The organism is Halobacillus ihumii, from assembly GCF_902726645.1.
Taxonomy (GTDB): Bacteria; Bacillota; Bacilli; order Bacillales; family Halobacillaceae; genus Halobacillus_A; species Halobacillus_A ihumii.
The window spans coordinates 3,039,406-3,065,404 of sequence record NZ_CACVAO010000001.1 but is presented as its reverse complement, the minus strand read 5'-3'; the positions used below and the strand labels follow the sequence as shown (position 1 = coordinate 3,065,404).

The 25,999-nt window shown below is 42.7% G+C and carries 34 protein-coding genes and 1 riboswitch; of the genes, 12 read left to right on the top strand and 22 right to left on the bottom strand.

Going from position 1 to position 25,999, the window contains the following annotated elements:
* Nucleotides 1-4 precede the first annotated feature (4 nt).
* From G6R08_RS15200 to G6R08_RS15185, 6 genes are all read left to right on the top strand, one after another.
* A complete protein-coding gene (locus G6R08_RS15200) occupies nucleotides 5-1,066 on the top strand; it encodes an NAD(P)/FAD-dependent oxidoreductase (RefSeq protein ID WP_163529038.1) in 1,062 nt (353 codons plus the stop codon).
* A gap of 448 nt (nucleotides 1,067-1,514) precedes the next feature.
* Nucleotides 1,515-2,816, top strand: coding sequence for a peptide ABC transporter substrate-binding protein (locus G6R08_RS15195; protein ID WP_338035438.1), 1,302 nt, complete (start codon nucleotides 1,515-1,517; stop codon nucleotides 2,814-2,816).
* A 12-nt stretch (nucleotides 2,817-2,828) separates the two neighbouring features.
* Nucleotides 2,829-3,173: a hypothetical protein gene (locus G6R08_RS22380; protein ID WP_338035437.1), complete on the top strand. Its 345-nt coding sequence runs from the start codon at nucleotides 2,829-2,831 to the stop codon at nucleotides 3,171-3,173.
* 90 nt (nucleotides 3,174-3,263) lie between these two features.
* On the top strand, nucleotides 3,264-3,653 hold the full coding sequence (locus tag G6R08_RS22505) for a hypothetical protein (protein WP_420810406.1): 390 nt from the start codon (nucleotides 3,264-3,266) through the stop codon (nucleotides 3,651-3,653).
* Nucleotides 3,654-3,696: 43 nt separating this feature from the next.
* Nucleotides 3,697-4,005 carry a transposase gene (locus tag G6R08_RS15190; RefSeq protein WP_163527174.1) on the top strand — a complete coding sequence of 103 codons (309 nt, stop codon included), beginning with the start codon at nucleotides 3,697-3,699 and terminating at the stop codon, nucleotides 4,003-4,005.
* A complete protein-coding gene (locus G6R08_RS15185; RefSeq protein ID WP_163529037.1) occupies nucleotides 4,002-4,913 on the top strand; it encodes an IS3 family transposase in 912 nt (303 codons plus the stop codon). The genes G6R08_RS15190 and G6R08_RS15185 overlap by 4 nt, the downstream gene beginning before the upstream one ends.
* 289 nt (nucleotides 4,914-5,202) lie before the next feature.
* Here G6R08_RS15185 and gvpU read toward each other — a convergent pair whose 3' ends face one another.
* The 16 genes from gvpU to G6R08_RS15105 form a co-directional block, all read right to left on the bottom strand.
* Entirely contained in the window at nucleotides 5,203-5,601 is a 399-nt protein-coding gene (gene gvpU / locus G6R08_RS15180; RefSeq protein WP_163529035.1) for a gas vesicle accessory protein GvpU, read from the bottom strand.
* Nucleotides 5,602-5,630: 29 nt separating this feature from the next.
* Nucleotides 5,631-6,443 (bottom strand): YtxH domain-containing protein, encoded by an 813-nt coding sequence (gvpT, locus tag G6R08_RS15175; RefSeq protein ID WP_163529033.1) that lies wholly within the window; start codon nucleotides 6,441-6,443, stop codon nucleotides 5,631-5,633.
* Nucleotides 6,444-6,460: 17 nt separating this feature from the next.
* A complete protein-coding gene (locus G6R08_RS15170; protein WP_163529031.1) occupies nucleotides 6,461-6,787 on the bottom strand; it encodes a gas vesicle protein in 327 nt (108 codons plus the stop codon).
* Between the two features lie 45 nt (nucleotides 6,788-6,832).
* Entirely contained in the window at nucleotides 6,833-7,117 is a 285-nt protein-coding gene (locus G6R08_RS15165; RefSeq protein WP_163529029.1) for a gas vesicle protein K, read from the bottom strand.
* Nucleotides 7,083-7,361 (bottom strand): gas vesicle protein, encoded by a 279-nt coding sequence (locus G6R08_RS15160; protein ID WP_079526338.1) that lies wholly within the window; start codon nucleotides 7,359-7,361, stop codon nucleotides 7,083-7,085. The genes G6R08_RS15165 and G6R08_RS15160 overlap by 35 nt, the downstream gene beginning before the upstream one ends.
* A gap of 18 nt (nucleotides 7,362-7,379) precedes the next feature.
* Nucleotides 7,380-8,186: a GvpL/GvpF family gas vesicle protein gene (locus G6R08_RS15155; RefSeq protein WP_163529027.1), complete on the bottom strand. Its 807-nt coding sequence runs from the start codon at nucleotides 8,184-8,186 to the stop codon at nucleotides 7,380-7,382.
* 7 nt (nucleotides 8,187-8,193) lie between these two features.
* A complete protein-coding gene (locus G6R08_RS15150; protein WP_163529026.1) occupies nucleotides 8,194-8,454 on the bottom strand; it encodes a gas vesicle protein GvpG in 261 nt (86 codons plus the stop codon).
* Nucleotides 8,454-9,221 carry a GvpL/GvpF family gas vesicle protein gene (locus G6R08_RS15145; protein ID WP_163529024.1) on the bottom strand — a complete coding sequence of 256 codons (768 nt, stop codon included), beginning with the start codon at nucleotides 9,219-9,221 and terminating at the stop codon, nucleotides 8,454-8,456. Before G6R08_RS15145 ends, G6R08_RS15150 begins: the two co-directional genes overlap by 1 nt.
* 27 nt (nucleotides 9,222-9,248) lie before the next feature.
* Nucleotides 9,249-10,160 (bottom strand): gas vesicle protein GvpN, encoded by a 912-nt coding sequence (gvpN, locus tag G6R08_RS15140; protein ID WP_163529022.1) that lies wholly within the window; start codon nucleotides 10,158-10,160, stop codon nucleotides 9,249-9,251.
* Between the two features lie 26 nt (nucleotides 10,161-10,186).
* Nucleotides 10,187-10,447 (bottom strand): gas vesicle protein GvpO, encoded by a 261-nt coding sequence (gvpO, locus tag G6R08_RS15135; RefSeq protein WP_163529020.1) that lies wholly within the window; start codon nucleotides 10,445-10,447, stop codon nucleotides 10,187-10,189.
* A 73-nt stretch (nucleotides 10,448-10,520) separates the two neighbouring features.
* Entirely contained in the window at nucleotides 10,521-10,781 is a 261-nt protein-coding gene (gene gvpJ / locus G6R08_RS15130) for a gas vesicle protein GvpJ (RefSeq protein ID WP_079526327.1), read from the bottom strand.
* Between the two features lie 21 nt (nucleotides 10,782-10,802).
* On the bottom strand, nucleotides 10,803-11,261 hold the full coding sequence (gene gvpQ, locus G6R08_RS15125) for a gas vesicle protein GvpQ (protein ID WP_163529018.1): 459 nt from the start codon (nucleotides 11,259-11,261) through the stop codon (nucleotides 10,803-10,805).
* 31 nt (nucleotides 11,262-11,292) lie between these two features.
* A complete protein-coding gene (gvpT, locus tag G6R08_RS15120) occupies nucleotides 11,293-11,802 on the bottom strand; it encodes a YtxH domain-containing protein (protein WP_163529016.1) in 510 nt (169 codons plus the stop codon).
* Nucleotides 11,803-11,851: 49 nt separating this feature from the next.
* On the bottom strand, nucleotides 11,852-12,112 hold the full coding sequence (gene gvpA / locus G6R08_RS15115) for a gas vesicle structural protein GvpA (RefSeq protein WP_163529014.1): 261 nt from the start codon (nucleotides 12,110-12,112) through the stop codon (nucleotides 11,852-11,854).
* A 351-nt stretch (nucleotides 12,113-12,463) separates the two neighbouring features.
* On the bottom strand, nucleotides 12,464-12,808 hold the full coding sequence (locus G6R08_RS15110) for a YflT domain-containing protein (RefSeq protein ID WP_163529013.1): 345 nt from the start codon (nucleotides 12,806-12,808) through the stop codon (nucleotides 12,464-12,466).
* A 156-nt stretch (nucleotides 12,809-12,964) separates the two neighbouring features.
* Nucleotides 12,965-13,147 (bottom strand): CsbD family protein, encoded by a 183-nt coding sequence (locus G6R08_RS15105; protein WP_163529011.1) that lies wholly within the window; start codon nucleotides 13,145-13,147, stop codon nucleotides 12,965-12,967.
* Between the two features lie 169 nt (nucleotides 13,148-13,316).
* Nucleotides 13,317-13,428, top strand: a riboswitch (TPP riboswitch).
* Between the two features lie 121 nt (nucleotides 13,429-13,549).
* Here G6R08_RS15105 and G6R08_RS15100 point away from each other — a divergent pair.
* From G6R08_RS15100 to G6R08_RS15075, 6 genes are all read left to right on the top strand, one after another.
* Nucleotides 13,550-14,542, top strand: a complete 993-nt coding sequence (locus G6R08_RS15100; RefSeq protein ID WP_163529009.1) for an ABC transporter substrate-binding protein — start codon at nucleotides 13,550-13,552, stop codon at nucleotides 14,540-14,542.
* A 26-nt stretch (nucleotides 14,543-14,568) separates the two neighbouring features.
* Nucleotides 14,569-14,859 carry a thiamine-binding protein gene (locus G6R08_RS15095; protein ID WP_163529008.1) on the top strand — a complete coding sequence of 97 codons (291 nt, stop codon included), beginning with the start codon at nucleotides 14,569-14,571 and terminating at the stop codon, nucleotides 14,857-14,859.
* A complete protein-coding gene (locus G6R08_RS15090) occupies nucleotides 14,859-15,632 on the top strand; it encodes an ABC transporter permease (RefSeq protein WP_163529007.1) in 774 nt (257 codons plus the stop codon). Before G6R08_RS15095 ends, G6R08_RS15090 begins: the two co-directional genes overlap by 1 nt.
* Nucleotides 15,625-16,362 carry an ABC transporter ATP-binding protein gene (locus tag G6R08_RS15085; RefSeq protein ID WP_163529005.1) on the top strand — a complete coding sequence of 246 codons (738 nt, stop codon included), beginning with the start codon at nucleotides 15,625-15,627 and terminating at the stop codon, nucleotides 16,360-16,362. The genes G6R08_RS15090 and G6R08_RS15085 overlap by 8 nt, the downstream gene beginning before the upstream one ends.
* Complete coding sequence (locus G6R08_RS15080) at nucleotides 16,359-17,135, top strand: TatD family hydrolase (RefSeq protein WP_163529003.1); 777 nt, start codon at nucleotides 16,359-16,361, stop codon at nucleotides 17,133-17,135. The genes G6R08_RS15085 and G6R08_RS15080 overlap by 4 nt, the downstream gene beginning before the upstream one ends.
* 73 nt (nucleotides 17,136-17,208) lie before the next feature.
* Nucleotides 17,209-17,715, top strand: a complete 507-nt coding sequence (locus tag G6R08_RS15075) for a peroxiredoxin family protein (protein ID WP_163529001.1) — start codon at nucleotides 17,209-17,211, stop codon at nucleotides 17,713-17,715.
* Between the two features lie 298 nt (nucleotides 17,716-18,013).
* On the opposite strand, the gene G6R08_RS15070 is transcribed toward G6R08_RS15075, so the two are convergent.
* The 6 genes from G6R08_RS15070 to G6R08_RS15045 all read right to left on the bottom strand — a co-directional run bounded on the left by G6R08_RS15070 (nucleotide 18,014) and on the right by G6R08_RS15045 (nucleotide 25,772).
* A complete protein-coding gene (locus tag G6R08_RS15070; RefSeq protein WP_163528999.1) occupies nucleotides 18,014-18,667 on the bottom strand; it encodes a GNAT family N-acetyltransferase in 654 nt (217 codons plus the stop codon).
* Nucleotides 18,668-18,784: 117 nt separating this feature from the next.
* A complete protein-coding gene (locus G6R08_RS15065) occupies nucleotides 18,785-19,867 on the bottom strand; it encodes a C45 family autoproteolytic acyltransferase/hydrolase (protein ID WP_240339738.1) in 1,083 nt (360 codons plus the stop codon).
* A 33-nt stretch (nucleotides 19,868-19,900) separates the two neighbouring features.
* Nucleotides 19,901-21,280 carry an aminotransferase family protein gene (locus G6R08_RS15060; protein ID WP_163528997.1) on the bottom strand — a complete coding sequence of 460 codons (1,380 nt, stop codon included), beginning with the start codon at nucleotides 21,278-21,280 and terminating at the stop codon, nucleotides 19,901-19,903.
* A gap of 69 nt (nucleotides 21,281-21,349) precedes the next feature.
* Nucleotides 21,350-22,852 (bottom strand): aminotransferase class I/II-fold pyridoxal phosphate-dependent enzyme, encoded by a 1,503-nt coding sequence (locus G6R08_RS15055; protein ID WP_163528996.1) that lies wholly within the window; start codon nucleotides 22,850-22,852, stop codon nucleotides 21,350-21,352.
* A 248-nt stretch (nucleotides 22,853-23,100) separates the two neighbouring features.
* The gene (locus tag G6R08_RS15050; RefSeq protein WP_163528994.1) at nucleotides 23,101-24,492 is read right to left on the bottom strand and encodes a sigma-54 interaction domain-containing protein; all 1,392 of its coding nucleotides are present in this window, start codon (nucleotides 24,490-24,492) and stop codon (nucleotides 23,101-23,103) included.
* A 95-nt stretch (nucleotides 24,493-24,587) separates the two neighbouring features.
* A complete protein-coding gene (locus tag G6R08_RS15045) occupies nucleotides 24,588-25,772 on the bottom strand; it encodes a CaiB/BaiF CoA transferase family protein (protein WP_163528992.1) in 1,185 nt (394 codons plus the stop codon).
* Nucleotides 25,773-25,999 lie beyond the last annotated feature (227 nt).

Below are 25,999 nucleotides of genomic sequence, written 5' to 3'. Positions count from 1 at the left end.
TACAATGAAAAGATTAGTTATATTAGGCGGGGGATACGGCGGCCTGAAAATATTAATGAACTTAATTTCTAATAACCTTCCTGATGATGTACATATCACGGTCGTCGATCGGAATCCTTATCACTCCTTAAAGACGGAATTCTACACAATTGCTGCCGGTACGATTGCCGATCGCGATGTACGTATGGAATTCCCGACTGATGACCAGGTAAGTTATGAATATGGGGAAATTGAGAAAATTGATATCGACAATCAGCAAATTTTAATGAAACAGTCGAGTGAAGCCATTGACTTTGATTATTTAGTGCTTGGTCTTGGATGTGAGGATAACTACCATGGCGTTGAAGGAGCGCAAGAATTCACCGAAAGTGTGCAAACATTCGGCAAAGCAAGAAGTGCCGGACTGGCAATCGGTAATTTACAAGCTTATGGAAAAGTAACGATCGTCGGTGCTGGATTAAGCGGCATCGAGGTCGCCTCAGAAGTCAGAGAAAGCAGACCAGACCTTAACATTAGACTGCTCGACCGCGGGGCATCAGTCCTTAAAGCATTTGATTCTAAAATTCAAGGATATGTAGAAGAATGGTTTGCCAAAAATGACGTCGATGTTATTCACCATTCCAATGTTGAATACGTAGAACGAGACGGAGTTTGCAACAATGGTGTCTGTTACTTGAATGATGTAACCATTTGGACAGCCGGCGTTCGTCCTAATTACTTAGTTCGGGAACTTTCCTTTGAAAAAGATGAACAAGAAAAAGTTATCTTAAATGATTATTATCAAGTGCCCACACATCCCCACGTTTATGTTGTGGGGGACTGTGCTTCATCTTATCAGTCACCAAGTGCTCAACTGGCCGGGCAGCAAGGTGAGCAAATTGCTGACGTCCTCGGATCTGTACTCAAAGGAGAAGAACCGAGGAAACCAGCCGAGATTAAGTTAAAAGGTACATTGGGATCACTTGGAAAATCCGATGGCTTCGGAAATATGATGCAGCAGCCTGTAACGGGACGCTTACCTCGTTTAGCAAAGTCAGGCGTGCTTTGGTTGAGCAAACGCCACTAATGCAAGCTGCTTACCCACCTTTTTTCTAAGAAAGCAGATAATTTTCAAAACTAACTACCCCGAGAATGTGGCGGTAGTTAGTTTTTTGTCTTAAAATTCCCTCGCAATAAAAATGGATATAAATACCTTGCAATGACAATAGGTATTTATATTCCTTTACCTTTCTTTCACAGGCATACAGTATTTATTAACTTCCTAATCATTCCAAAAAGAGTACAAATGACCTATTAAATTATTTTTTGTAATTGTTATCTCTTCACACATGTTTGTCTCTTGCCGATCTTTAATAAACGCTTGATCCAACTGCTCTAACACACCTTTTATTGTTATTCAGACAGACTTTAAAGCTTTAACCCCCTGCAGATTCCTAAAATTTTGAATTTACAGATAAATCTGCTACCATAAAACTTGTCTTTATAAATTACATAAATTGGGGGTTGATTGAAAAGTGAAAACGTCTAGGTTGTTGTTATTCAGTCTGCTGATGTTGAGTACATTTCTGGCAGCTTGTTCAGGAGAATCATCGTCTTCGAGCTCTGAAACGAGTTCCGAGGGAAATGAAAAGTCCGAAAATAAACAGGTTCTGAATATCTCTGAATCAAGTGAAATACCTACCATGGACCCATCCATGGCTACTGATGTTGTTGCCTTCCAATGGCTTGCTGCAACAACGGATGGCTTATATCGATTTGGTAAAAATGCTGAAATTGAACCTGGGATTGCGAAAAGCCATAAGGTAAGCGAAGATGGAAAAACGTGGACATTTAAACTGCGAGACGCTAAATGGACGAATGGTGATCCTGTGACGGCTCATGACTTTGTTTATTCCTGGCGTCGTGCCGTAGACCCGGAAGTCGGTTCGGAATACGGACCTTACATGTTTAACGGAGTTGTAAAAAATGCAGAAGCTGTCTCTACAGGAGAAATGCCAGTTGAGAAACTTGGGGTAAAAGCCATAGATGACACAACCTTAGAAGTACAATTGGAGAAACCTATTCCTTACTTTAAAGAACTGACGACTTTTACAACGTTTCTGCCATTGAATCAAAAATTTGTCGAGAAACACGGAGAGGAGTTTGCTTTGTCATCAGATGCCCTTCTCGCTAATGGTCCGTTCAAGATGACTAAATGGAGCCCCGGCGAAGGCTGGGTACTTGAGAAGAATGAAGATTACTGGGATAAAGAGAATGTCAAGCTCGATAAAATCAATGTAAAAGTTGTAAAAGAAGTGTCTACTTCTGTTAACTTGTATGAATCAGGTGCTTTAGACCGAACTGGATTAACAGCTGAATTTGTAGATAAATATAGTACATCCCCGGAATTTTCTACGATCAGAAAGCCTAGTCTGTTGTACATTAAAATGAATCAGGAAAATGAAATTTTGAGTAATAAAAATGCCAGAAAAGCTATTCAGCGTATTATTAACAAAGAAAATGTCGCCAACGTTATTTTAAATAACGGGGCTACCCCGATAGGCGGAACTATGCCTGCTGAATTCGTATCACACCCTGAGTCCGGTAAAGACTTCCGGGAGATTAATGGTAATCTCGCCCCATATAATCCTGAGAAGGCTAAAGAATTTTGGCAAAAAGCTAAAGAAGAGCTGGGCGTTGAGGAAGTGGAGCTAAATCTGCTTGGTGATGATATGGGAGTAGCCAAAAAAATGACAGCCTATTTCAAAGATCAGCTTGAACAGCTTGACGGATTAACCATTAATGTTCAATCTGTTCCATTCAAGGAACGCTTATGACGTAATTCGGAAATGGAATACGAACTGCAAAACTATGTATGGCTGCCTGACTACCTTGATGCCAATACATTTATGAACCTGTGGGTGACGGATGGCGCCAATAACAAAACGGGCTATGCAAGTGAGGAATATGATCAGCTCATTGAACGAGCCAATAATGAATTATCTCAAAAGCCTGTGGAACGTTTCAAAGCTTTCTTAAAAGCTGAAAAATTATTAATTAAAGAGGATGCCGTCATCGCACCAATCTATCAGAAAGGCTCCGCTAAACTGCAGAAGCCTTATGTTAAAGGAACTTATCGTAACCCGATGGGATCTGGTTATATTTATAAATACTCATTTATTGAAGGAAAATAATCGCTGTTGACGTTGTGAGCGTTAAACCCGAACTAGGAGATTCTCCCCTCCTGGTTCGGGTTTTTGGCGCTAGGGAAGAACCCTTGAGCGTTGGGGCCGAGTTCTCGGGCGATAGGGCCGAACTACCGCGCGTTGGGGCCGAGCTCTCGGGCGATAGGGTCGAACTCTCGCGCGCTAGGGCCGAGCTCTCGCGCGGTAGGGTCGAACTCCCGTGCGCTAGGGCGGAACTCTCGGGCGATAGAGTCGAACTCTCGCGCGTTGGGGCCGAGCTCTCGAGCGATAGGGTCGAACTCTCGCGCGGTAGGGCTGAACTCTCGAGCGGTAAGACCGAACCCCGGGACAGGGCCGAGCTCTCGGGCGATAGAGTCGAACTCCCGCGCGTTGGGCCGAGTTCTCGGGCGACAGGGTCGAACTCCCGCGCGTTGGGGCCGAACTCCCGCGCGGTATAAAGTTAGTATAAAAAGTGGACACACGTATTGAGCCATGTTTTAATCATTACAACCCTTTAAAGGACGTGTTCACATTGACCAAAAAGTACAAAAGTTATGATCCCGAGTTTAAGCTTTATGTTTTGAAGTTAATCGAATTGGACGGCCACAAAATGAAGGATATTAGTCAGAAACTCGATATTCCCTACGGCAACCTTAAAAGATGGATGAGAGAATATCGTGATCAAAAAAAGAAGGAAGAAAAAGAAGCGCAGAATCAACTGTTGACCGCCTCTGAATACAAAGAAATGTATGAAAAAGAGAAAAAAAGTAACGTAGAACTTCAGGAGGAAGTCGACATTTTAAAAAAGGCCATGCACATCTTCAATCAGGAAAAGAAGTGAGGTTCAAGTTCATTCATGAACACCGACACGAACACACCATTTCGAGGATGTGCCAAGTTCTTGGTGTGTCTAAATCTGGTTATTATGATTATTTGAATCGTCTGGACAGAGAAGAAACGGAAAGAGAGGCTTGGAACCGTTATATCGATGAACGGATCCTCTTCCATTATCATGATAATTATGGGTGTTACGGCAGCCCTCGCATTCACTTTATGCTTCGAGAAGTGGATCAGATTGAGGTTTCTCAAAAGAAAGTGACGAATCGAATGAGGGAACTGGACCTTTATGCCACACCACCTAAGAAGTTCATCCATACAACAGACTCTGATCACGATAAAACCATTCACTCCAACCATTTAAACCGTGACTTTCTTCCAGAGGGTCCAGACCAGGTTTGGGCTACCGATATTACTTATATTCATACAGGAGAAGGTTTTTTATATCTGAACCCTGTCATGGATTTATCTTCCCGTCGAGTGATTAGCTACCAAGTAGATGACCATATGAATCATACCCTGTGTTTGAAAGCTTTGGAAAAGGCTTTGGCCATTCGCAACCCTAAGTCGGGTTGGATTCACCATTCAGATCGTGGCTCTCAATACTGTTCCAAGGCCTATTTAGATACGCTTAAGGAGGCAGAAGCGACCATAAGTATGAGTCGGAAGGGAAACCCCTACGACAATGCGTGCGCAGAGAGTTTCTTCGCCTCTCTGAAAAAAGAATACCTATACAAACATGTCTATGAGACAAAAGCAGAAGCCAAACTAGCCATTCAGTTTTACATCAAGTTTTATAACCAAAAACGAATCCATTCTACATTAGGCTATTTAACACCATTAGAAAAAGAAAAGAGCTATAAAATGAACCATGATAAAAAGCTCAAAAAGAACCAAATATCCTCTGTCTAAAGGAATGAATTGGTTTTTGATTCTTTCCTTTAGGCGGAGGCGTCCAAGCGTCTCGAAAGAGGACGCGCGGAAGAAACAGAATAGTCCAAATACCGGTCCATGAATGTCCACTATATTGACAGATCTCCAGGTAAGACCAAACACCCGGACGCTAAGGCCGAATTCGTGTCCCCAGGGTCAAAGCTACATTCGCCTAAAATAATACATAATAAATCCAAAAAACGCACCAAATTGGATTCGGTACGTTTTTATAGAGAGTCAAACATACTCCGGACTTCAAAAAATATCATCACTTTTTGTTAGTGTTCTTAGGTTCAGAGATTTTACCTAGAAAGAAACTGTCTACTTCACTTAATTTCCCTCTCCAGAGAATTTTTCCTTTTGAAGGTGTCGGTTTGCTGTCCCCACAGTAAACGCGTGTATTTTTCAAATGAATAAAATGAGTTTCCCCGTCATTATTGGATTCGGCAGATTCACCTGCTTGAGCAAGCTGATTACTCAATTCCTGCGAAAGGTCGCTGCCGTCCTCGAATGATTCACTTAAATTTTCGAAATACTCTTTAGCAGCAACCATCGTCCCGGAAACAATCGCACCGTTAACAAGTAAGGAAATATCCAGTTCAAATCCATGCTTATTTGAAGCCTTTACAAAGAATTCTAGTATATTATCTTTCGTCGCTTCACTCATTGGTCATCTCTCCCTTATCTTTCGATTACCTATGCAGACGTGTCATCATTACTTGCTAATGCTGTCTCTTCCTCTGCATCATCTGAATCTTTATTTTTTTGCTTTACTTTTGTTTTTTTAGTACCACCGGACTTTTTCGCACTATTCTTTTTATTGCTTTTCGCTTTGGAGTCCTTTCCTTCTTCTACTTCCTCATCCTTTTCCTTTTTCTTACTTTTGCTTGATGAACGCTTATTTTGTTCAGAGACTTCTTCTCCCTGCTCTTCTTCTTCCTCCTCACTTTGATCCTCGTAATCCTCTTCTTGCTCCTCCTCGTCTTCCTCAGAGGTAGCAGCAGCGGTATTGCCCATTTCAAGGAACTTGTCCATTTTCTCTTCTAAACTGTGCAGCCGTTCCTGAAGCATTTCATTTTCTTCTTTTAGCTGCTCATAATCCCCTTCTTCTTCATGATCTTCTTTCCCTGTTTCACTCATTTCAAGTTCAGTATCCTCATCTTCCATAGTGTCCAGTTCCTCTTCTTCCTCATCCTCAGAACCTTCAGGATCACGGTTTTTCTTCAGCAAGTTCGACGTGGAGGATTTCATGTTTTGAAAGGCTTGGTTTGATTTTTCCATTCCTGAATCTTTCACACTCGTAAACGTGTCTTTGGCCATATTTCCAAGCTTCGAACCCTGCCCCTTCAAGACTTCTTTGCTAACTTTAGCTTTGAGTTTACTTCTGTTTTTAGGTGTTGATAAATATCCGACAGTTGCGCCGACAATTCCACCCGTTGCGGCGCGTCTAATTGGGCCGCCTTTATTTGTGCTGTTTGAATTATTGGTTTCTTTTGTTTTTTCAGCCATGATCGATCCCTCCTATATTATTCTTGATCAGCTGTATTCCAGCGGTTATTCCTCATTTGGCTTTCCAGAGCATCAAGTCGTTCTTTTAATTTTTTGTTTTCCTCTTCTAGTGCCTGGTTATTTTCCGTAGCCTTTGAGCTCAAGTAAGGGTCTGTTTCCCACCAATCCATGCCTATTTCCTTGGCCTTATCAACCGAGGCAACGATCAGGCGGATTTTAATTGTCAAAAGCTCAACATCTGCAATTCCGACGCGTATATCACCTGCAATCACGACACCTTTATCTAATACTTTTTCCAAAACATCGACGATCGTGCTGGATTGCATCGGTTGTTCAACTGCCATAACTTAAGTGCCTCCTCCCTATTTTGATACCTCTTCGAAGTCGTGCTACAGCAGGTTTCCTAATGGACCAAGATCTATATTTAAATCTTCAGCTTCAAGGCCAAATACCTCTTTCAACTCTTCCATTTTTTCCTCTAAATTCATTAAGGCGACACCGAGGTCTTCTACCTGTTCTTCTGTTAACGTTCCGCCTTCCACACGTCTCATCGCGTGTCGTTCAACGATTTGCCTTAATAGCTCAATCACCGTCATGACTAGCTGAGCAAGGCCATCTTCTGCATTATCCGGATCAAGATTAATCCGTCCATTTGTTTGGCTGGCCGGTTGCATCGACTAATTCCCTCCTCTGCTCATCAAAGTTGTCTGATGTTACACCACTTTGATCATTTTCGTAAGATTGCACGAGCGTTTCAACTGAAGCAATTAAAACACGTAAGTCTAAATAGACAAGGTCAACCCCGGCGATTGAAATAATCAGATCACCTTTGATGGCTACCCCTTTATCAAGAATGACATCTAATATATCTATGAGTCCTACCTCTTTATTTTCGACGGTTTCTCTTAATGATGACATCTAACCATTCCCCTCATTTCAAGAAAAACTGGAAAAATGGTAAGCTGGCCATGGTCCTGAAGCCTCTAGCCGCAAGCCCGAACCATCTAATCCTTTCTCCTCGGATTCAACCTCTGCTAAGAAGGCTTCTACTTTTGCTACAGGAAGCAGGTACACACTATTCCAGCTCATATTCTCCTTCAGTCCTGTGACGTCCTTCCCCCAGTTCTTTTTCACGTCTGCATGCACAGCATAAGCTTTTAACTGTTCATGAACGTGATCACATAACCGGTTCCTTTCCTTATCGAGCTCTTTTTCAATGAGATTATCAATCTTTTTCCTCTCAAAAAATTGACGTCCTGGAGGTAATTCTTTGATTTCTTTACGTTTTTCTTCAATAGCAGTGTTGTTCTGACTTACTTGCTGCTTTAACTGATCTTCATCACAGTAAATTTTCAAGTTCCATTCTTCATTGCCCTTGAGCAATTGGAATGAATTTTCAACCTTATCACCGTTAGACTTAATGGATTGCTGCAAGCTCTCTTCACTGTTGTAAATCGTACAGAATTTCAAGGGAATAACGGTATAGTTTTTATAAAGTAACGTTAAGGCTTCATGATGATGAAATGCTTTCTTCTGCAGCCATTCCAAATCATTATTGATCTTTTGTTCAATTGATTCTTCGGCATATTCGTTTGGATCAAGGTCACAAACGACCGCGGTAATATCATCTATAGGCAAGGTGTATAGTTCCCCTTCCCCGTCAAAACCTTCAACCGATGGAAGCGGTTGTTGTTCTGCTTCTGCTGCTGGTATTAAACCGTATAAATAGATCTTCTTATCCATTTTACATTCACTCTTCCTTTTGCTTCGTCAACTCTTCCCATTGTTCCATTTCTTTACGTTTCGCCACTTCATACCTTTGTAGAAGTTCCGCTTCTTTCTCTTTATAAGCGTCTTCAGGAATTTCCTCTAGTTCATACATCATCTGCAGCTGAACCAGCTTCTGTTGAATGGTTGGAAGGTCATAGAGTTCCTTGTCGGCTTCTTCTTTTACCTTTTCACCGACTTTCTTAACTACATTCATTGGCCCGGTCACCAATTTGTGAAGCATCACGTTTCCTCAACGGTTAAACGTATATCGATGAAATTGTAAGCGGGCCATGGACCTGTGTAGTTGAACTCAACTTTGTCCTTCCATTCTTCATGAGCTTCATTGACCTTTTCGTCAAAGGCTTCTTCTTTATCGCGGTCGACTAAAAAAGACGCATTGAGAAGCATTTTTTCTCCGATTGGATCATTGGACTTGGCTGCTTCAGCTGTTTCTTCTAGTGGTGTATAAATGCTTGATTTCACTTCATCCTGCATAGTTGCAAATATTTTTTGGGCAGCACCACCGAGCTTAATGCGATCATAATAACCAGCCGCTTCAGATTTGCCGCGAACCGTCTGGGCCATTTCCTCCACCTCAGGATTATCATTCACCCTGGATTCAAGCCACTCTTTTTTTCCAATGACTTTCAGGCCAAGTTCAATTTTCCCTTTGATTTCGGGGAACAGCTTTTCAAATTGTGGATACAAGTTCTCGAGCAGCACAGCGACATCTTCTTTTGTTTGAAAAACGTTGCCGAAGCTAATCGGGATGACCGTATCATTATGAGCCATCACATTTGAGATCACGTTTTGATGCATCATCAAGTTCTCACGGTTCGGATGGTAAATTTTCATTGGGACTTCAGCCGCAACCATGGCGGCATCTTTATAAGGAATTGTAAAGGTTTCCCGTTGTTCTCCTTCTAGTTCAATTGCTTCAAACTTCTCGTCATGATTGGTTTGAATTCCACAGAAAATATAAATTCCTGTTTCATTTTGTTCATCCATTGTTCTCTCTCCTTCTGCCATCGACCTTTATACTGAACTACACTGATCCAGAATCAATTTTTCAGCCTCTTCCAACGGGCGGTCCGTTTCCAGACAACGGCTTACTGTGTGACTTAATAAATCCATACACAATTGCTGGAACTCCTCGTTCTCGCCATCTATCGGGATATCCTCTCTTGAAGCGAGCCTGGCAATCATGAGAGAAGATCTCAGACTTGGTCCATTACTGTCAGCTTTCGTGCACTGCTGACGTAAGCTCGATACAAGTGTCGTAATCGCTTTTGCTTCCCTTTTCTCAATTCCTATTTTTCCAGAAACAATATCTGCTTCCCGAGCAGGATCCTGATCGTTCACCGAAATCGTGATCAAGCGATCCAATAAGGCGTCCTGTGTCTCATAAACCCCAGCATATTCAGCCGGGTTACTTGTGAAAATAACTGAAAAATCCGGGTGCACGCGAACGAAAGGCTCCGTTAATTTCGATCCATATAAAGGAATCACACCTTCTTCTAAAATAGAAAGAAAGATATTATTTGTCGTTGGACGGGAGCGAGTAAACTCGTCATACACCAGGGTATAACCGTTCTTAGCCGCCTCAAGCAGCCGGCCGTCCCTCCACGATTCCGTCACCTGTTCATCCTTTTTATAAACAGAGCGTACGTATTGGTCAACGACCTTTTGACTCGTGTAACCGGTAAAATCGCCGATCAAATCTTGGTTATTCAATTCATGGTTCCCGTGCATTAACATGACCGGGCGCTTGCGTTTCTTAGCAAGGGCCAGAGCCAGGGAAGTTTTTCCGGCTCCAGCAGGGCCAGTAAAATGAATTGGGTAACCTGCCTTTAAATATCTCAACGAGCGGGATAACAGATCCTTCGTCTTATCGTCCTGTATCAGGGCTTTTGAATCGTGATTCTTGTTTTCCTTTAGGACAGTCATTTAGGATTTCCCTCCAGTCACCTCTGTCAACTTTCAATCTTACTCCGATAACGAATATCAACACGTTTAAAGGAGGTGACCTCTTTATCTTGATTGATCAGAACATCGTATGTTCCAAGCATTTCGTCCTTTGCATACTTCTTCATATATTCCTTTTCTTCAATCACTTCTACCGTAACTCTCCACCCCTCTTCCTCTGCCTTCTCAACGGAGGTAATTTTATGAGGCGGGGCTACATGTTCAGCAAAAAATTCATTCACATTCTGCATGATTTCTTTAATTTCCATAGTCTGCCTCCACAAGATTCATAGTAAAAGTGGAGGAGCCCACCGTATTGTATGGACTCCCTTATTCACTTTTTTAAATACTAAACTGTGCATTTCTTTCGTTCGGCTGAGCAGGAAGTCCTTCTTCCTCAACATCGTCCCGAAGCAGACCAACGGCTTCAGCATATCGTAACCACGTATCCACACTGGCAATTACGACTCTGGCTTCAACCGTCAAGATTTCAATCCCTACTACAGAGACTCTTGCGTACGCATCGATTACAATACCTTTGTCCAGAATACGGTCAATAACCTCAGCTAAACTTGAACTATCAGCAGTCTTTTGTACAGCCACTTTACATTCTCCTTTCAGTAATCAACCTATTTTTTTAATATCATTTACAGATTTCAAATCCGTTGATTTTTTTACTTCGGCTGGTCCCTTGATATTTGTTGCACTTTTTATATCCGAGACGCTTTTAAGGTTCTCAGCACCTTTTACTCTGTCACTCTTATTACTTGAGGAGATTTTCTTTTGAAATTCTTCCCCTGCTTCCTTTACGTTTCCAAGTTTGTCTCGGACAGAAAGTAAAACATCCTGAACCTTTTCTTTCGCATCGTCAGCTTTTCCGTGAACATTGTGGGCATTGTTCTCTTTTACTTCAGCTAATTTCTCTGAAGCTTGATTTACTTTTGATTGCACCTTTTCTTCCACTTTGTCAGTTGCTTTATTTTGAAGCTCATCTTTAGCTTTCTGCTTCCATTCGGAAGGAGCTTTATCGATGGCTTTCTTAGCCGCCTTCCCTACGGCCTTCTTCACAGGTTTAGCGCTCATTAAATCCCTCCCTTCCAAGGGTGGCTCATGATTACTTCTTGGCTTCAAGCAATGCATTTAATTTTTCTTCAATCCGTTCGAGATTTTCATTTAGGTGTTTATTTTCCTCTTTCAATTCCTTGTATTGTTCTGAATAGTCCTGTTCATTTGTGTCTTCGCTTGACGTTTTGTCTTCTTCTGATTCCTCTTTTTCCTGGCCTTGACCGAGCAGTTTCCCTTCATATTTACCCCAGTATCCTGCAGCTGTCTGCCTTAAGGTGATCATAGCCTGCTCGGTTATGATTTCCTGTGCGGTTCTTCGAAGTTCCCTGCCAGCACCTTTGAGCACCTCAGATTGCCCAATGCGACCTGCTACTTTTTTGCCTGTTTCGGGACTTGCCAATAGCCCCATGCTGGCTCCGACAACTCCGCCAACCAACGCCAGATTCATAGAGTTTGCAGACTCAGCAGATTGCTCCTGCTGATCTTGTGAGTTTTTATTTTGGGTTTCTTGCTGCTTCTCATCATGTTGACCAGATTCGCTTTTTTCTTGACTCGCCATTAGCTTCACCTTCTTTCAACTTTTGCTAGGTAAACATTGATTTAGATGTTTAGAAACTGAATTGAGTATCACGTTCGCCCTGTGGTTCCATCATGCCTTCCTCTTGCGCCTCATCACGCAGTAAACCAACAGCGTTGGCATATCGTAACCATGTATCTACACTCGCGATCACGACCCTTGCCTCAACAGTGAGAATTTCAATACCTACCAGGGAAACTCTCGCATAGGCATCAATCACAATTCCTTTGTCGAGAATTCTGTCAATGACTTCCGCAAGACTTGAACTGTCTGCACTTTTTTGGATACTCATTTGTGATTCTCCTTTCAAAAGTTAATCACTCAAAACGACTTCTTCATTTGCTTTAGTGGACAATAACACCTTTTTCTACACTTAAAACCTTGACCGCTTCATAAATTACAAATATTTCCATGTATTTCTCAAATTATTATGTATAGCCTTATGGTTGTAATATGATAAAAGCTATAAAATCAGCTTATTTGAAGGTTCGGATTTAGTAATAATACAAACATAACAATTGGGTTACATTTCTGATTATTTGACTGCTTTGACAGCCGGATTGGCTGCGAATTGTTCCTGAAAACCTTTTTCCACAAAAAAAACCGCCCGATTACTCGAGCGGTTTGAGAGGGGGGGTGTTTTTTAAAACTCAACTTCATCCTGATTTGTCACAACTAATAATGTTTTGCCTTTATCTAATTCCTCTTCCAATTGTTCAGCCTTGGAAGCATCAAATCCAATTTCTTTCATCTTAGATCTTAATTTATCACCTTTACCCCGGAACACGTTTTTAAGGGCTGTCCCAACACCCGTAACTTTCACACCCATCTTATTGGCATCTGTTTCTTTTCTATTTCGCCTGTCATGATCATTATCATGATCCAGAATAAAGATGTCTTCATCTCTGATTCCATTATTTCTAAGTTTATCAATGGATGCGCTCAACTGATCATCGTCGTGAAATACTTTAAATTTTGGTGTAGTCAATCTAATCGCCTCCTTGAAAAGGTGGTTACCCGGTTTAAAAATAACTTAAACAGAGGCAGTATAATTATGCCTGGTGACGAATTTCACATTAGAGTCTAACGTAGTCATAAGCCAGGATCATTGACGAAGCTGGGAAGGTCCGGTCAATAAAACACGCTATCGTTCGCTTTTCTTACGATTACCCGTTGCGTTCTGAGCGTTTCCTTTCAACTTATCCTTCTTCCCTTCATTTTGCATTCTCTTGTTATCTGAAGCATTTCCAACTTGATCCTTTACTTCACCTTTTGCCTTGCTGACGGCTCCTTTAACTTTATCTGAATATCCTTTTCCTTTACTCATGTTCTATCGCCTCCTTGCAACTATATATAAACGATATTAGAATTCGATAAACTTTTTTGAAAAAGAATTTTAGTAAACTCTCTATTCGTCCTATAAACTTCACTTCCCCTTGATAATTACCTGCATCTATGGCACAGTTTAAAAGACAACGTGTTAACAAAAATGAATAGATTGAATGTAGGGGGACCAGTGCAGCTGGTTGAGATTGTATCCGTAATAGATACTGACCCTTGGAACCTGATCTGGTTTAAACCAGCGTAGGAAACATATGAAACGAACCTTCGTTTATTAGTAGATATGCACCCTAGGTATGGTACCAGGGTGCTTTTTTGATGCTCTTAGACCCCTGATTCCAATAACATTTCGTGTTAACATACCATCTTTTTTTAAGGAGGAAACCGAATGAAAAAGCTTTTATTACTTTTTAGTACATTCCTTGTATTAGCCGCTTGTTCAAGTGGTGAAGAAAATAACACGGCCTCTAACACAGGTGAAAAACAGGAAGTAAAACTTGTACTAGATTGGACGCCCAACACGAACCATACTGGACTTTATGTGGCTCAAGCTGAGGGATACTTTGCAGAACAAGGCTTAAATGTTGAAATCATGCTGCCCGGAGAAGCTGGGGCAGACCAGCTCGTTGCCTCAGGTAAAGCAGACTTCGGGATTAGTGCACAGGAAACGTTAACTGAAGCCCGCATTCAGGGCGTCCCGGTTGTGTCAATTGGAGCTATCATCCAGCACAACACTTCAGGGTTCGCTTCACCTAAGAATAAAGGCATCACCTCACCTGAGGATTTCGAAGGGAAAACATACGGCGGCTGGGGCGCTCCCGTTGAAAAGGCAGTACTCTCTTCATTAATGGAAAAGGATAATGCCGACGTTGAAAAAGTGAACATCATTAATATGGGGAATACTGATTTCTTCACAGCTGTTAAACGAGACGTGGACTTCGCCTGGATTTACTATGGCTGGACAGGTATTGAAGCTGAGCTTCGCGGTCAAGAATTGAACATGATGTACTTAACAGATTACTCTAAAAAACTAGATTACTATACTCCCGTATTAACGACGAGTGAAAAGATGATGAACGAAAATCCTGAGACTGTTGAAGCCTTTATGGCTGCTGTATCAAAAGGATATCAGTTTGCAATTGATCACCCAGACAAGGCAGCCGACATTTTAATCGAAGCTGTTCCTAACCTCGACCCCGAACTCGTTCGTGCCAGCCAAGAATGGTTGTCTCCTAAATATCAGGCGGATGCAGAACGCTGGGGGCAGCAGGATATAAAGGTTTGGAAGAACTATGCGGAATGGATGTACAACCATGATTTACTTGATAAGAAGTTAAAGGCTAAAGAAGCTTTCACCAATGAGTTTTTACCGAAAAAATAAATAAATTTAAAAGGGAGGCCAATAACATGGCTAATTCACTTGTAAGTATTCAGATCCTGCCGAAAACGAAAGACGGAGAAGACGTCATCCCCTATGTTGATCACGCTATTTCGATCATCGATGCATCCGGATTGAACTATGAGGTTCACCCTCTCGAAACAACAATTGAAGGCAACCTGTCAGAAATTTTACCTTTGATTGAAAAGATGAATAACTCCATGGTGGAGAAAGGTGCCCATAACGTCATCTCTCAAATCAAAGTGCTTTACCAGCCAGACGGAGCGTCCATGGATTCTCTGACGGAGAAGTATCGTTAATGAACAAGCTGATTCATAAAGGATGGAGACCAGGATTGGTCCTCATCCTTTTGCTAATCCTATGGGAGGCGGGCAGTCACCTATTTGAGGTGCCCGACTGGCTGCTGCCTGCTCCCTCTTTGATTTGGCAGGAAGTCATCAAAGGCTGGCCCCAGTACTCTCATCATCTGTTTTCGACAATTCAATTGTCATTGCTGGGATTTGTCATTGGATCAAGCTTCGGAATGTTTGTAGCCATCATCCTGCACATGATTCCGAGTTTACGGAAAGCCTTTTATCCGTTGATCATTTTGTCGCAAAACATTCCGATCATCGTGCTCGCGCCGCTGCTCGTTATTTGGTTCGGATTTGGCTGGCTTCCGAAAGTCATCGTGATCGTACTCGTTTGCTTTTTTCCTATTGCCATTGCAACGATGGATGGTCTAAGGCAAACCAATCAGGAGCTCATCCACTACATGAAAATGGCTGGCGCCTCAAACGGGCAGATTTTCCGTAAATTACAATGGCCTCATGCCATCCCTTCCATGTTCTCCGGGTTAAAAATTTCAGCAACTTATAGTGTGATGGGAGCCGTTATTTCCGAGTGGCTGGGAGCGAATGAGGGAATCGGAGTATACATGACATTGGCATCTTCTTCCTTTCGTACAGACCGTGTATTTGTAGCCATTTTCTTCATTATGATGTTAAGTTTGCTATTCTTTGGAGTAATTTCACAGGCAGAGAAAGCCCTTACGAAGTGGCAGTCAAAAGGCGGTGGTCAACAGCATGACTAAGTTATCGATTGAGCGATTATCCAAATCATTTGGTTCCACTCCCATTATTGACAACCTCTCTTTCCACGTTGATGATGCTGAATTTGTTTCCATACTTGGACCTTCAGGAAGTGGGAAAAGTACGCTCTTTCATTTAATTGGAGGTCTCTATCCGCCCGAAAAAGGTGATATTTATCTTGATGAACAACGAATTACAGGAAGAAGAGGATCCATCAGCTATATGCCGCAAAGCCCCTCCCTTCTGCCGTGGCGTACGATCCTTGATAACGTGCTGTTAGGGGCTGAAGTTGCAGGGAAGCGGGACAAGGAAACAGCCAGGGGGATGTTGGATAAAGCCGGACTTGGAGGATATGAAGCTGCCTATCCAAGCCAGCTGTCAGGCGGTATGAAACAACGCGCCTCTTTTATAAGAAGTTTGCTCAGCCCACAATCGCTCATTTGTTTGGATGAACCCTTTTCTGCTCTCGATGAATTTACCAGACTGGAAATGCAAAAATGGCTGCTGTCAATTTGGGAACACTATAAACGCTCGATTTTATTTGTAACCCACAATATCGAGGAAGCTCTGTTTTTATCAGACCGAATAATCGTATTATCAAGTAAACCTGCACATGTACAAAGAGAGTTTACGATTCCTTTCACACGACCAAGGGAAGAATCATTAATGCTCACTCAAGAATTCTTAGAATGGAAAAAAACAATCTACAATGAATTGAGGGAATTCTCATGACGCAGCGGATCATTGATGCCCATGTTCATCTCGATATGTATAGTGATGAAGCGCGAGAGCAAATTTTGAAAGAGCTGGAAACATTTCATATCGATCATTTAATTTCAGTTTCTAACCATGCACCATCGGCTCGGGCGAATTTGAAGTTGGCTCATCAGGATCAACGAATTAAACCAGCCATCGGTTTCCACCCGGAGCAGAAGCTGCCTGACGAAGAAGAACTGCAGCAGCTATTCTCACTCATTGAACGACACAAAAAAGATATCGCAGCGGTTGGAGAGGTCGGCCTCCCTTACTATTTACGAAAAGACAATCCTTCACTAAAACTGCAGCCTTATGTAGACCTGCTTGAACGATTCATCAAGTTAGCCGTTAAGCTTAACAAACCTGTCATCCTTCATGCTATTTATGAGGATGCTGATCTCGCTTGTGATCTACTAGAAAAATATGCGTTCCATAAAGCTCACTTCCACTGGTTTAAAGGATCGTCTGCAACGATCCAGCGAATGATACACAATCAGTATTTTATTTCTGTCACTCCTGACTGTTTGTATGAATCCGAAATCCAACAGCTTATCGAGCAGTATCCGCTAAGATTGATGATGGTCGAGACTGATGGACCCTGGCCTTTTGAAGGAATTTTCAAAGATGAGTTGACTCATCCGAAAATGATTCATAAATCAATGGTTACTATAAGTAAGGTGAAAAGGATAGCATTAGATGAGGTTTACCACCAGCTCTATCAAAACACGATCCGATTTTTTGGAAATTAATATTCTTTCACTATTAAAAGTTGGCAAAACGGGTATATAGGTTATATAACCTATATAATGAAGGAGGCTCCTTATGAGCGTGTTTAAATTAGGAGAGAAAGTCCCTAACTTTACGTTGACGGCTGTGTCAGGCGAGGACTATACCTTTGAAGACTATCGCCAGGCTAATGAAGGAAACTGGCATTTACTTATCTACTTCAGAGGATCGTGGTGCCCTGCTTGTATGGAAGAATTAAAAGAATTTGAAGAAAGCAAAAGCCACTTTGAAGATAAAAAAGTAAAATTAACCACGATTTCCACAGATAATCTTGAGAGTCTGAAAAAGATGGTCGATAAGCATGAGTTTACGTTTCCCGTATTATCGGATAGCGATCTGACAGTATTAGCCCAATATGATGTCTACTATCACGGTACTGAAGATCCATATGAAGACCATGGCACACATGGTGAACCGGCATACTTTTTAACAGATGAAAATGGAAATCTCCTTTACCAGCAGCGGCAGACAAGTCCATTCGGCCGCCCACACCCGAAGGAGATTGGGAAAATCATCAAGTATATTAGTGAAAACTTCAAGTAATGCATGGGAAAGCCCTGATCAATGGATAAATCATTGATCAGGGCTTTTTTATCTACAGGGCGGAGCGGTATTCTGCCTGAAGCTTGATAGATTCGACCCTGAATTGAAGTAATTCTACCCTTATCGTTAATGGTTCGACCCTAAATTGAAGTAACTCTACCTTTATCATCAAAGGTTCGACCTTGGGGTTCGAAGATTCGGCCCTAGCAGCCATCGATTCGTCCCTTCAGATCATAAGTTCTGCCTTAACGACAAAGATTCTTCCCTAACAGAAAATAGCGGCACAGGCTATATGCCCTCATCCCCGAGGCTTATAGTCTTCGTTATGCCATTCCATCGAAGTCGCATATTCTAAAGATTCTTCATCTCCTTGTAAGTATCCGGGAATAATCTCATTGAGCACAAAACCGTTTTTTAATTGAAAGGTCATGACAGGGTCATAGATATTCCCCTGAATGACCTGATCCGCGTATTCCTCTACAGACATTTGAACAGCGTATTTGTGGTAATGAGGAATCCGGCCGCCAATCACGATACTTTTTAAATTCAAATCCTGACAAAGCTTTTTTCTAGCTTCATATAGGCGCCGCCCCAGTTTCAACTGCCGATAATCAGGGTGGACACAAACTTCGACGCCATAGAGGTTAACCCCATTCGGATTATGGTTGCGGATATAACCGTGATCCGAGATTTCCTCATAAGAGTGCCTGCCTTTGTAATCGTCAAAATTAACAATCAGGCATGAAGACGTTCCAACGATTCGACCCTCGACTTCTGCTAGTATTTGTCCCTGTGGAAAAAGCGTAATTTGGCTGGTAAAGTGTTCCTGGGTAAAGGCTACCTCTGAACCAAAGCTTTGTTGAGATAAAGCTGCTACGTCATCCAGATCCGCAAGTTCGGTGTTGCGGATAATGATCTGTTTATCAGAATGCTTTTGATGAGTATGGTCCATAAATTTCTCTCCTTTTTCACAATGAGTTTGAACAAGTATGGATCGAGACGTCTCTTATTTAAGGAGGAGAAAGATCGTTTTTCATTCTCTCTCCGATAAACGACAAAAGCTGTTTCCTTACTGAATTTCCTCGAACTTGTTCTCTGAAGGATGACCTTCGCAAAGCCAAACCTTACGCTGTGATAGATTCATAATGATAGAGAATATAGTTTCCATGCGACGATGTTCCGGGGCGCGGATATTTTCAAAATGGTCGATAGAATTCGGCGCATTAAAGGAATCGGAGAACCATTCCCTGAATACCGCTTCGTCGATAGGCTGCTGCCTGGCAATTCTGGAATTGATCAACTGTTCTGCCCTTTTCTTGCGGATCATCGAATCATCGAAGACAAATTCACTTGTGTCTGTAAGCTTCTGTTTCAGAATGGGGGAGACTAAGTGATTGGTGTGAACCAATTTCCCTTCATCCCCTCCCACCATATCAATGCCAAGTGGAGAGACTTCCACATTCAGTGCCATCCCTTTCCCATTTCCTTCATCGATTCCGATAATTAAACTGGCAGCGGCAGCAATTTGGCCGCCTTTAATTTTCGAGATGGCTTCATGGAGAGAACTTGAATTTAACACCCCCCGCAATCCGAGATGGATCGGGATTTCATTCGATTTTTTATCTGTCAGCAGGGCATTAAAGCAAAGCCCGATCCCGGCAGAATTAAAGCCGATTTTTCCAATAATGCCGCCTTCCGTTACCATTGTTATGACCGGATTTGGCTGGTTATGGATTTCGAGCAGCAGAAGACTTTGTTTTTGGTCGGGTTTCCAATCCCAATTCTGCCCAATTATCGTCTCTGTGGTGAGTGGAGCCGTTACTGCAATGGCGGTGCAGCCATCGGAGAAGTTGGCCCCTTTATAATTGGCTAAAGCAATTTCACTGCGGGCGTTCAGAGTGAGAATATCATCGAATTCTACCCCCGCACCTTCAGCGACACCTTCCATTTCTTCGATCAGCTCCCGGTCATATCGTTCAATTGCCGGCAAATGCTCACGAGCAAGTGTCTTAGCCTCCTCCCAGCTGATGCCTTTATATCCGTGAAAGAGTTTTTCGTAGGTTTGCAAACTTTTCAGCACTTCCGCTTTTCCCTGACTTCCATGCTGCCTGCCTATTTCTTTTGGCGTACCTTGGAGTACCAGCTTCCTCATGATCCATTCCGGCTCCTTTCCTGTGATGCCTTTTTAACAAAACTTTTTTTCAAATACGGAGATCGAATCGTCTAAAATCGTGATAATATCTTCGATTTGTTGTTTATTAATGATCAACGGCGGTGCGATGGCGACGATATTCCTTCCCACATTTGACGAAAGGGCTCGCAAGATTAATTTGCGTGAGAAGCATTCTTCTACCACTTCTGCCGATGGAAGAACCGATGGATGGAATGGCAGGCCGCGGTCGCGATCGGCGTACAGTTCAATTCCTGCTAACAATCCCGCTGCTCTTGTTTTGGTGACGGTAGGATGTTTATCCTTCAAAAATTCAAATCCAGCCTGAAGTTCAAACTCCATGTTCTTCGTGTTGGCTACAATTTGGTCCCGCTCGATAATTTCAATGTTTTTCATAGCCACGGCACACGCTGTTGGATGACCGCTGTAAGTAAAACCATGAGCCAGCACTTGATCATACTGGACGAGCACATCCCGAATAGTTTCTTTAATCAACACAGCCCCCAGCTGGGAGTAGCCGCTTGAAATCCCTTTGGCTACACTCATTAAATCAGGCACAACACCCCAGTTCTGCACGCCGAACATTTTACCCGTTCGTCCGAATCCACAAATCACTTCATCCGCGATCATTAAAATTCCGTATTCATTACATAATTCTCGTACCGCTTCCAAATATCCTTCCGGAGGAACGTGAACACCACCAGACCCCTGAACAGGTTCCAGAATGACGGCAGCGATTGTGTCAGCCCCCTCCTTTTCCACAATATGCCGGATAGAGCCCTCATAATGAGGATCACTTTTATCGCCTCGTTCACAATTGACAAGATGCGGGTTGGCGTGGAATACATCTGAAATGTTTGATCCTGCGAAATCATGGAAGAGCGGGATCGCCGTCGCGGTCTGCGCGGCAATCGTAACTCCATGATAGCCGTTCTTAATACTGATGATTTTCTTTTTCTCAGGTTTACCTTTCAAGGACCAGTAGAAACGAGATAATTTAAAGGCCGTATCATTCGATTCCGAACCACCCGACGTGTAGAAAACCGAATTCAGATCACCTGGTGCAAGTGCTGCTAATTTCTCAGCCAGTCTGACAGCCGGTTCATTGGAATAACCGGCAAAGGACGAACTGAAAGCCAGTTTCGTCATTTGTTCTTTCGCCACTTCGGCAAGCTCTTGCTGTCCGTGACCCAGGTTGACATTCCACAACATGGAAAGCCCGTCAATATAGGTTTCACCATTTAAATCCCGTACGTAAATGCCTTCGCCCTCTGAAAAAGTGAGTTTCGGACCTTGCTCGGCATGAGCTTTTGGAATCGTAGTCGGATGCAGGTAATGCCGTTTATCTAACTCTTCTAACTCTGACTGTTTTGCTGTATATAATTGATCTGTCATGAATAAAACCTCCTGATTATCTAGTATCTTTACTCCAAAATCTCACTTTACAAAGCGCCAATGTCTGAGCTAGCAGAGTACATATAAAGTTCTCATACTATCATCAGAGGGGCTTTGGAAATATGCTCCCATATCCTTTAATCGACGAATTGTACTAACATGGTCGGCGGTGATTTTTTCGCCAGGTGTCAGCAGAGGGATGCCTGGTGGATAAGGAAGAACCATTTCGCCACATATACATCCAACAGCTTCCTGTAAGCCAGCTCGCTTTCGTGGTTTGTGAAAGGCTTCATGCAACGATAAAGCCGGCTTTTGTAGTGTCCCTTCTTTTTCAAAAAGGACCATATCAGATTTATCAGCTGGGATGCCAGCCTTCCTAGCTTGCAGCTTCTTATCCATCTCTTTAATCTTAGCGACCACGACCTCGATATCTTCATCACGTTCATCGATTGAAAATAAAAATCCGACATTTCTGGGATCACAAATCTCTGCGGTACAGTCTAGATCATAAAATTCATCGAGCAATTGAAATCCGGAAATCGTCTGATCCTTACTTGATATAATCCATTTCAATGGATCCCTGTGATTAACCGCCTGACTCCCGCCCCAGATAGTAAGCGCCTGCAATTCCAAATCAAGCGACCGTCTTCTTTTTTCCAGACGCTCCACTGTTTTTTTAATTTGTGAACGTCCTTTTATGACTAAAAACCGTCTCGCTAAATCAAGGGAAGCTAGCAGCGGGTAGGAAGGACTTGTCGATTGAATCATTCCGAGCACCTGCCCCAGCCGCTCACGAGACACAAGATCCTCTTTCACATGAAGCATGGAAGCCATCGTCATCGCTGTTAACATTTTATGAGTGGACTGCACAACAAGATCTGCTCCTTGCGAAAGCGCTGAAGGCGGGAGCTCTGCCGCCTGCCCAAAATGGGGGCCATGTGCTTCATCTACGACAAGAGGCACCCCTGCCTGATGGCAAGCTTTAGCTAATGAGGAAATGTCCTGACTCATGCCGTAATAATTCGGGTTGGTAATCCATACTCCCTTCGCATCAGGATGATCTTTCAATGCCTTTTCGATATACGAAAGATCAGAAACCTTGGCCACTTTAGTGGTTGGTTCAATGGACGGAGCAATAAAAATAGGATGTGCCCCGGCAACCATCAGCCCGTGGAAAACAGATTTATGCATATTGCGCTGAACGATAATTTGATCACCTGGACTGCATAAAGTTAAGGCAGCCCCGATATTTCCAACTGTACTCCCGCCAATCAGAAAAAATGTATGATCAGCTCCAAAGGCATCAGCAGCCAGCGCTTGGGCATCTGCGATGAAATTAGTGGGATGATGCAGCCCATCAATCCCTACTGATTCCGTCGCATCAATTTTTAATATGTTCGCAAACCGACCTAGAGCTTCTTCGTCAAATACACGCCCATCTTTATGGCCTGGAACGTGTAAAGACGTTCGTTGACTCTTTTCATACGAGCAAAGCGCCTCATAAAGCGGAGCCGCTGTATGATCCATTGATGAATGTGATTCTTCATGATGTGTTGAAGCTTTTAACACCATTTCACCCTCTCCTTTCACTTTCGAAGTTCCGGCACACTTGTTAATTGAAAGGCTGTTTTCTAAATGTTTTTGGCGCAAGAAGTTAAATCTCACTTATTACTAAAGCAAGTTACGTGCCAAAACATAGATCTATAGTTAAAAACCTTGATAACACAAGAAAAATTAACTTACTGTAATCTATTCGCATTTCATTCAAGGGGTGATTTTGCTGGAGGACATAAAAAAACCGCCGAATTTCCGGCGGTTACTTACGACAGCTTCAATTTATTCGATTTATATTGTAAGGTTTGACGGGGAATTTGCAGCAATTTAGCGGCTTGCTGAATGTTGCCGTTCGTTTGCTGCAACGCCTGTGTGATCAATCGTTCTTCTGTTTCCATTAGCACTTGTCTAAGAGGCTGCAAAGGAGGACGGGGCATCGCAGCACAATTTTCAGTAATATGCGGTGGTAAGTGCTCCGTTAAGATTCGATCCCCCTCCACCATGTTCATAGCTGATTCAATCGCATGTTCTAACTCGCGAACATTTCCCGGCCATTCATAATGGTGAAACATCTCCTTTACACTTTTATCCACTTTTGTCACAAGCTTTCCAAATTGGAAATTGTACTTTTGCACAAAGTGATCTACTAACAACGGAATATCACAACGTCTGTCTTTTAGCTTTGGAATGTGGAGCGGCACTACGTTAAGTCGAAAATATAGATCGGATCGCAGCCTCTTCTCCCGGACACAGACTTCAGGCGGTTCATTTAATGCAGCGATAATTCGGAGGTTCAAAGCCCTTTCCTTCGTCCCGCCGACTCTTCGGATCACACCGTTCTGCAACACCCTGAGCAGCTTGGCCTGAATATCGATCGGCATGCTGCTCAGTTCATCCAGAAACAGTGTACCCCCATCCGCCAATTCAAATAATCCTGGGCGGTCTGTGGCCCCTGTATAGCTGCCTTTAGCGGTTCCAAATAAAATACTTTCCAGCAGCGAAGACGGGATAGCGGCACAGTTTTGGGCAATAAATGGCTGTTTGTGACGCGGTGAGGCATTATGAATCGATTGCACGAGCAGTTCTTTCCCTGTCCCTGTTTCACCATAAATTAAAACCGGTGATGTAGTGGAAGCAACCTTTTCAGCCCTGGATTTCAATTTAAGAAAACTGGGGTCTTTTGTAATGATATCAGTCATGTGAAAAGTGGCCCCCGTACTGTTGTCTGCTGATTTCTTCAGACTACTTGTTGTATCCATTTTCGCCTGTAAATCGATTAGCTTTTCCGATAATTGCTTAATTCTCGTTAAGTCTTTGGCAATTTCCACTGCTCCAACTAGCTTGCCATTCACCTTGATGGGCAGCGAAGTGTTCACAGTATCCACGAGTACGCCGCGAAGGTTACGGTACGATTGATGTTGGTTGAAAATAGGCTCTCCCGTCTGACAGACCTTCATTAACGTACTTGTTTCCGTAGATAAGGAAGGAAAATTACTTAATAAGTGCTTTCCTAACACTTCCTTGGTCTCTAAGCCATCGAGCTTTGATGCGATATGGTTATAGAAAATCGTCACTCCATTTGCATCTACTGCATGAATGCCTTCATCAATGGTACTTAAAATCGCCTGGAGCATTTCTTTCGCATTCGCCATCTCCATACCCCCGTTACCTTAAAAAATGCGCTCAATATTCGTCACTTTAATGCCAGAATTTCGGCACCTCAACGGATGAAATAAAGACCATGAACAAACATTTATATAGACCCCTTGTTTTTAAGTTCAGCAACCTCCTCTTCTGATAAACCAAATTCTTTTAATAAATCAGCTGTATGCTCCCCTAACATAGGAGGGTGGGACCTTGCAGATATGTTCGTATGCTTAAATTTGATGGGATTACGTACGGTGCGTACCTTCCCGAGTTTAGGATGGTCATTGACCTCTACCATATCTCGCGCTTTGACTTGCGGATGGTCAAAAACTTGCTGCACATTGTTCACAGGTCCACATGGGATATTACGAGAAGATAATTGCTGTTCCCATTCATCTGCGCCCCTTTTCAAAAACTCCTTCTCCAATAGACCTCTTAATTCCTGCCTATTTTCAATACGATTGGCATTCGTCTTAAATCTTACTTCTTCTTTCCATTCCGGATGGCCCATTACCTCTGCCAGCTGATAAAACATCCGATCATTTCCCGCAGCGACCATAATCGGCTTGTCGGCGCAATGAAACGTCTCGTATGGTGTGATGTTGCCGTGGGCGTTGCCCATTCGTTCAGAAACATGACCTTTTAACAGGTAACTGCTGGATATATTGCCGAGGGAAGCCACCTGAATATCAAGAAGTGATAAGTCAATATGCTCTCCCTCCCCTGTTAAATCACGCTTTCTTAAAGCTGCCAGCACACTGATGGCCACATAATGAGAGGTCATAATATCGACGACAGGTGTCCCTACCCGTGTCGCTTCACCCTCTGGGTTTCCGGTAATATCCATCAACCCTCCAACTGCTTGAATAACAGGATCATAACCAGGAAGATGCTTATAAGGACCAGTCTGTCCGTAACCGGTCACCGAGCAAAGAATAATATCTTCCTTCTGCTGTTTCAGTTTGTCGAATCCTAACCCAAGCCGATCTAACGTTCCTGTTTTAAAATTTTCGATCACCACATCAGCCTGGGCTGTCATTTTTTTAAAAAGGTCTTTTCCTTCTTCCTGCTTCAGATTAATAGTCATCGATTTTTTATTGCGATTAGCTGATAGATAGTACGTGCTTTCTTCTTTAACAAACGGCCACCAGTGGCGAATATCATCTTTGCCTCCGGGAGCTTCGACACGGATCACTTCAGCGCCGAGATCTGCCAGCTGCATGGATCCTAACGGGCCGGCCAATACACGTGACAAGTCGAGAACTTTGATTCCTTCCAATGGTTGCTTCATTACGAGACACTCCTAATTGAAGAAGGCTGGGACAAAAGTTTTTATCAAATGAAAATCCGAACTAATTAAAAACTATAATTGTTGCATATAAAACGCTACGAAAATATACTTCGCTAAAACAGCAATTCGTTCGTCTTTTCACTCAAGAGATTTAGTTATGTCCCAGCCTCATAGTATTTTTTCTTATAAAAAACTGATCATGTTATGGTGCCAAAATTACGATTGAA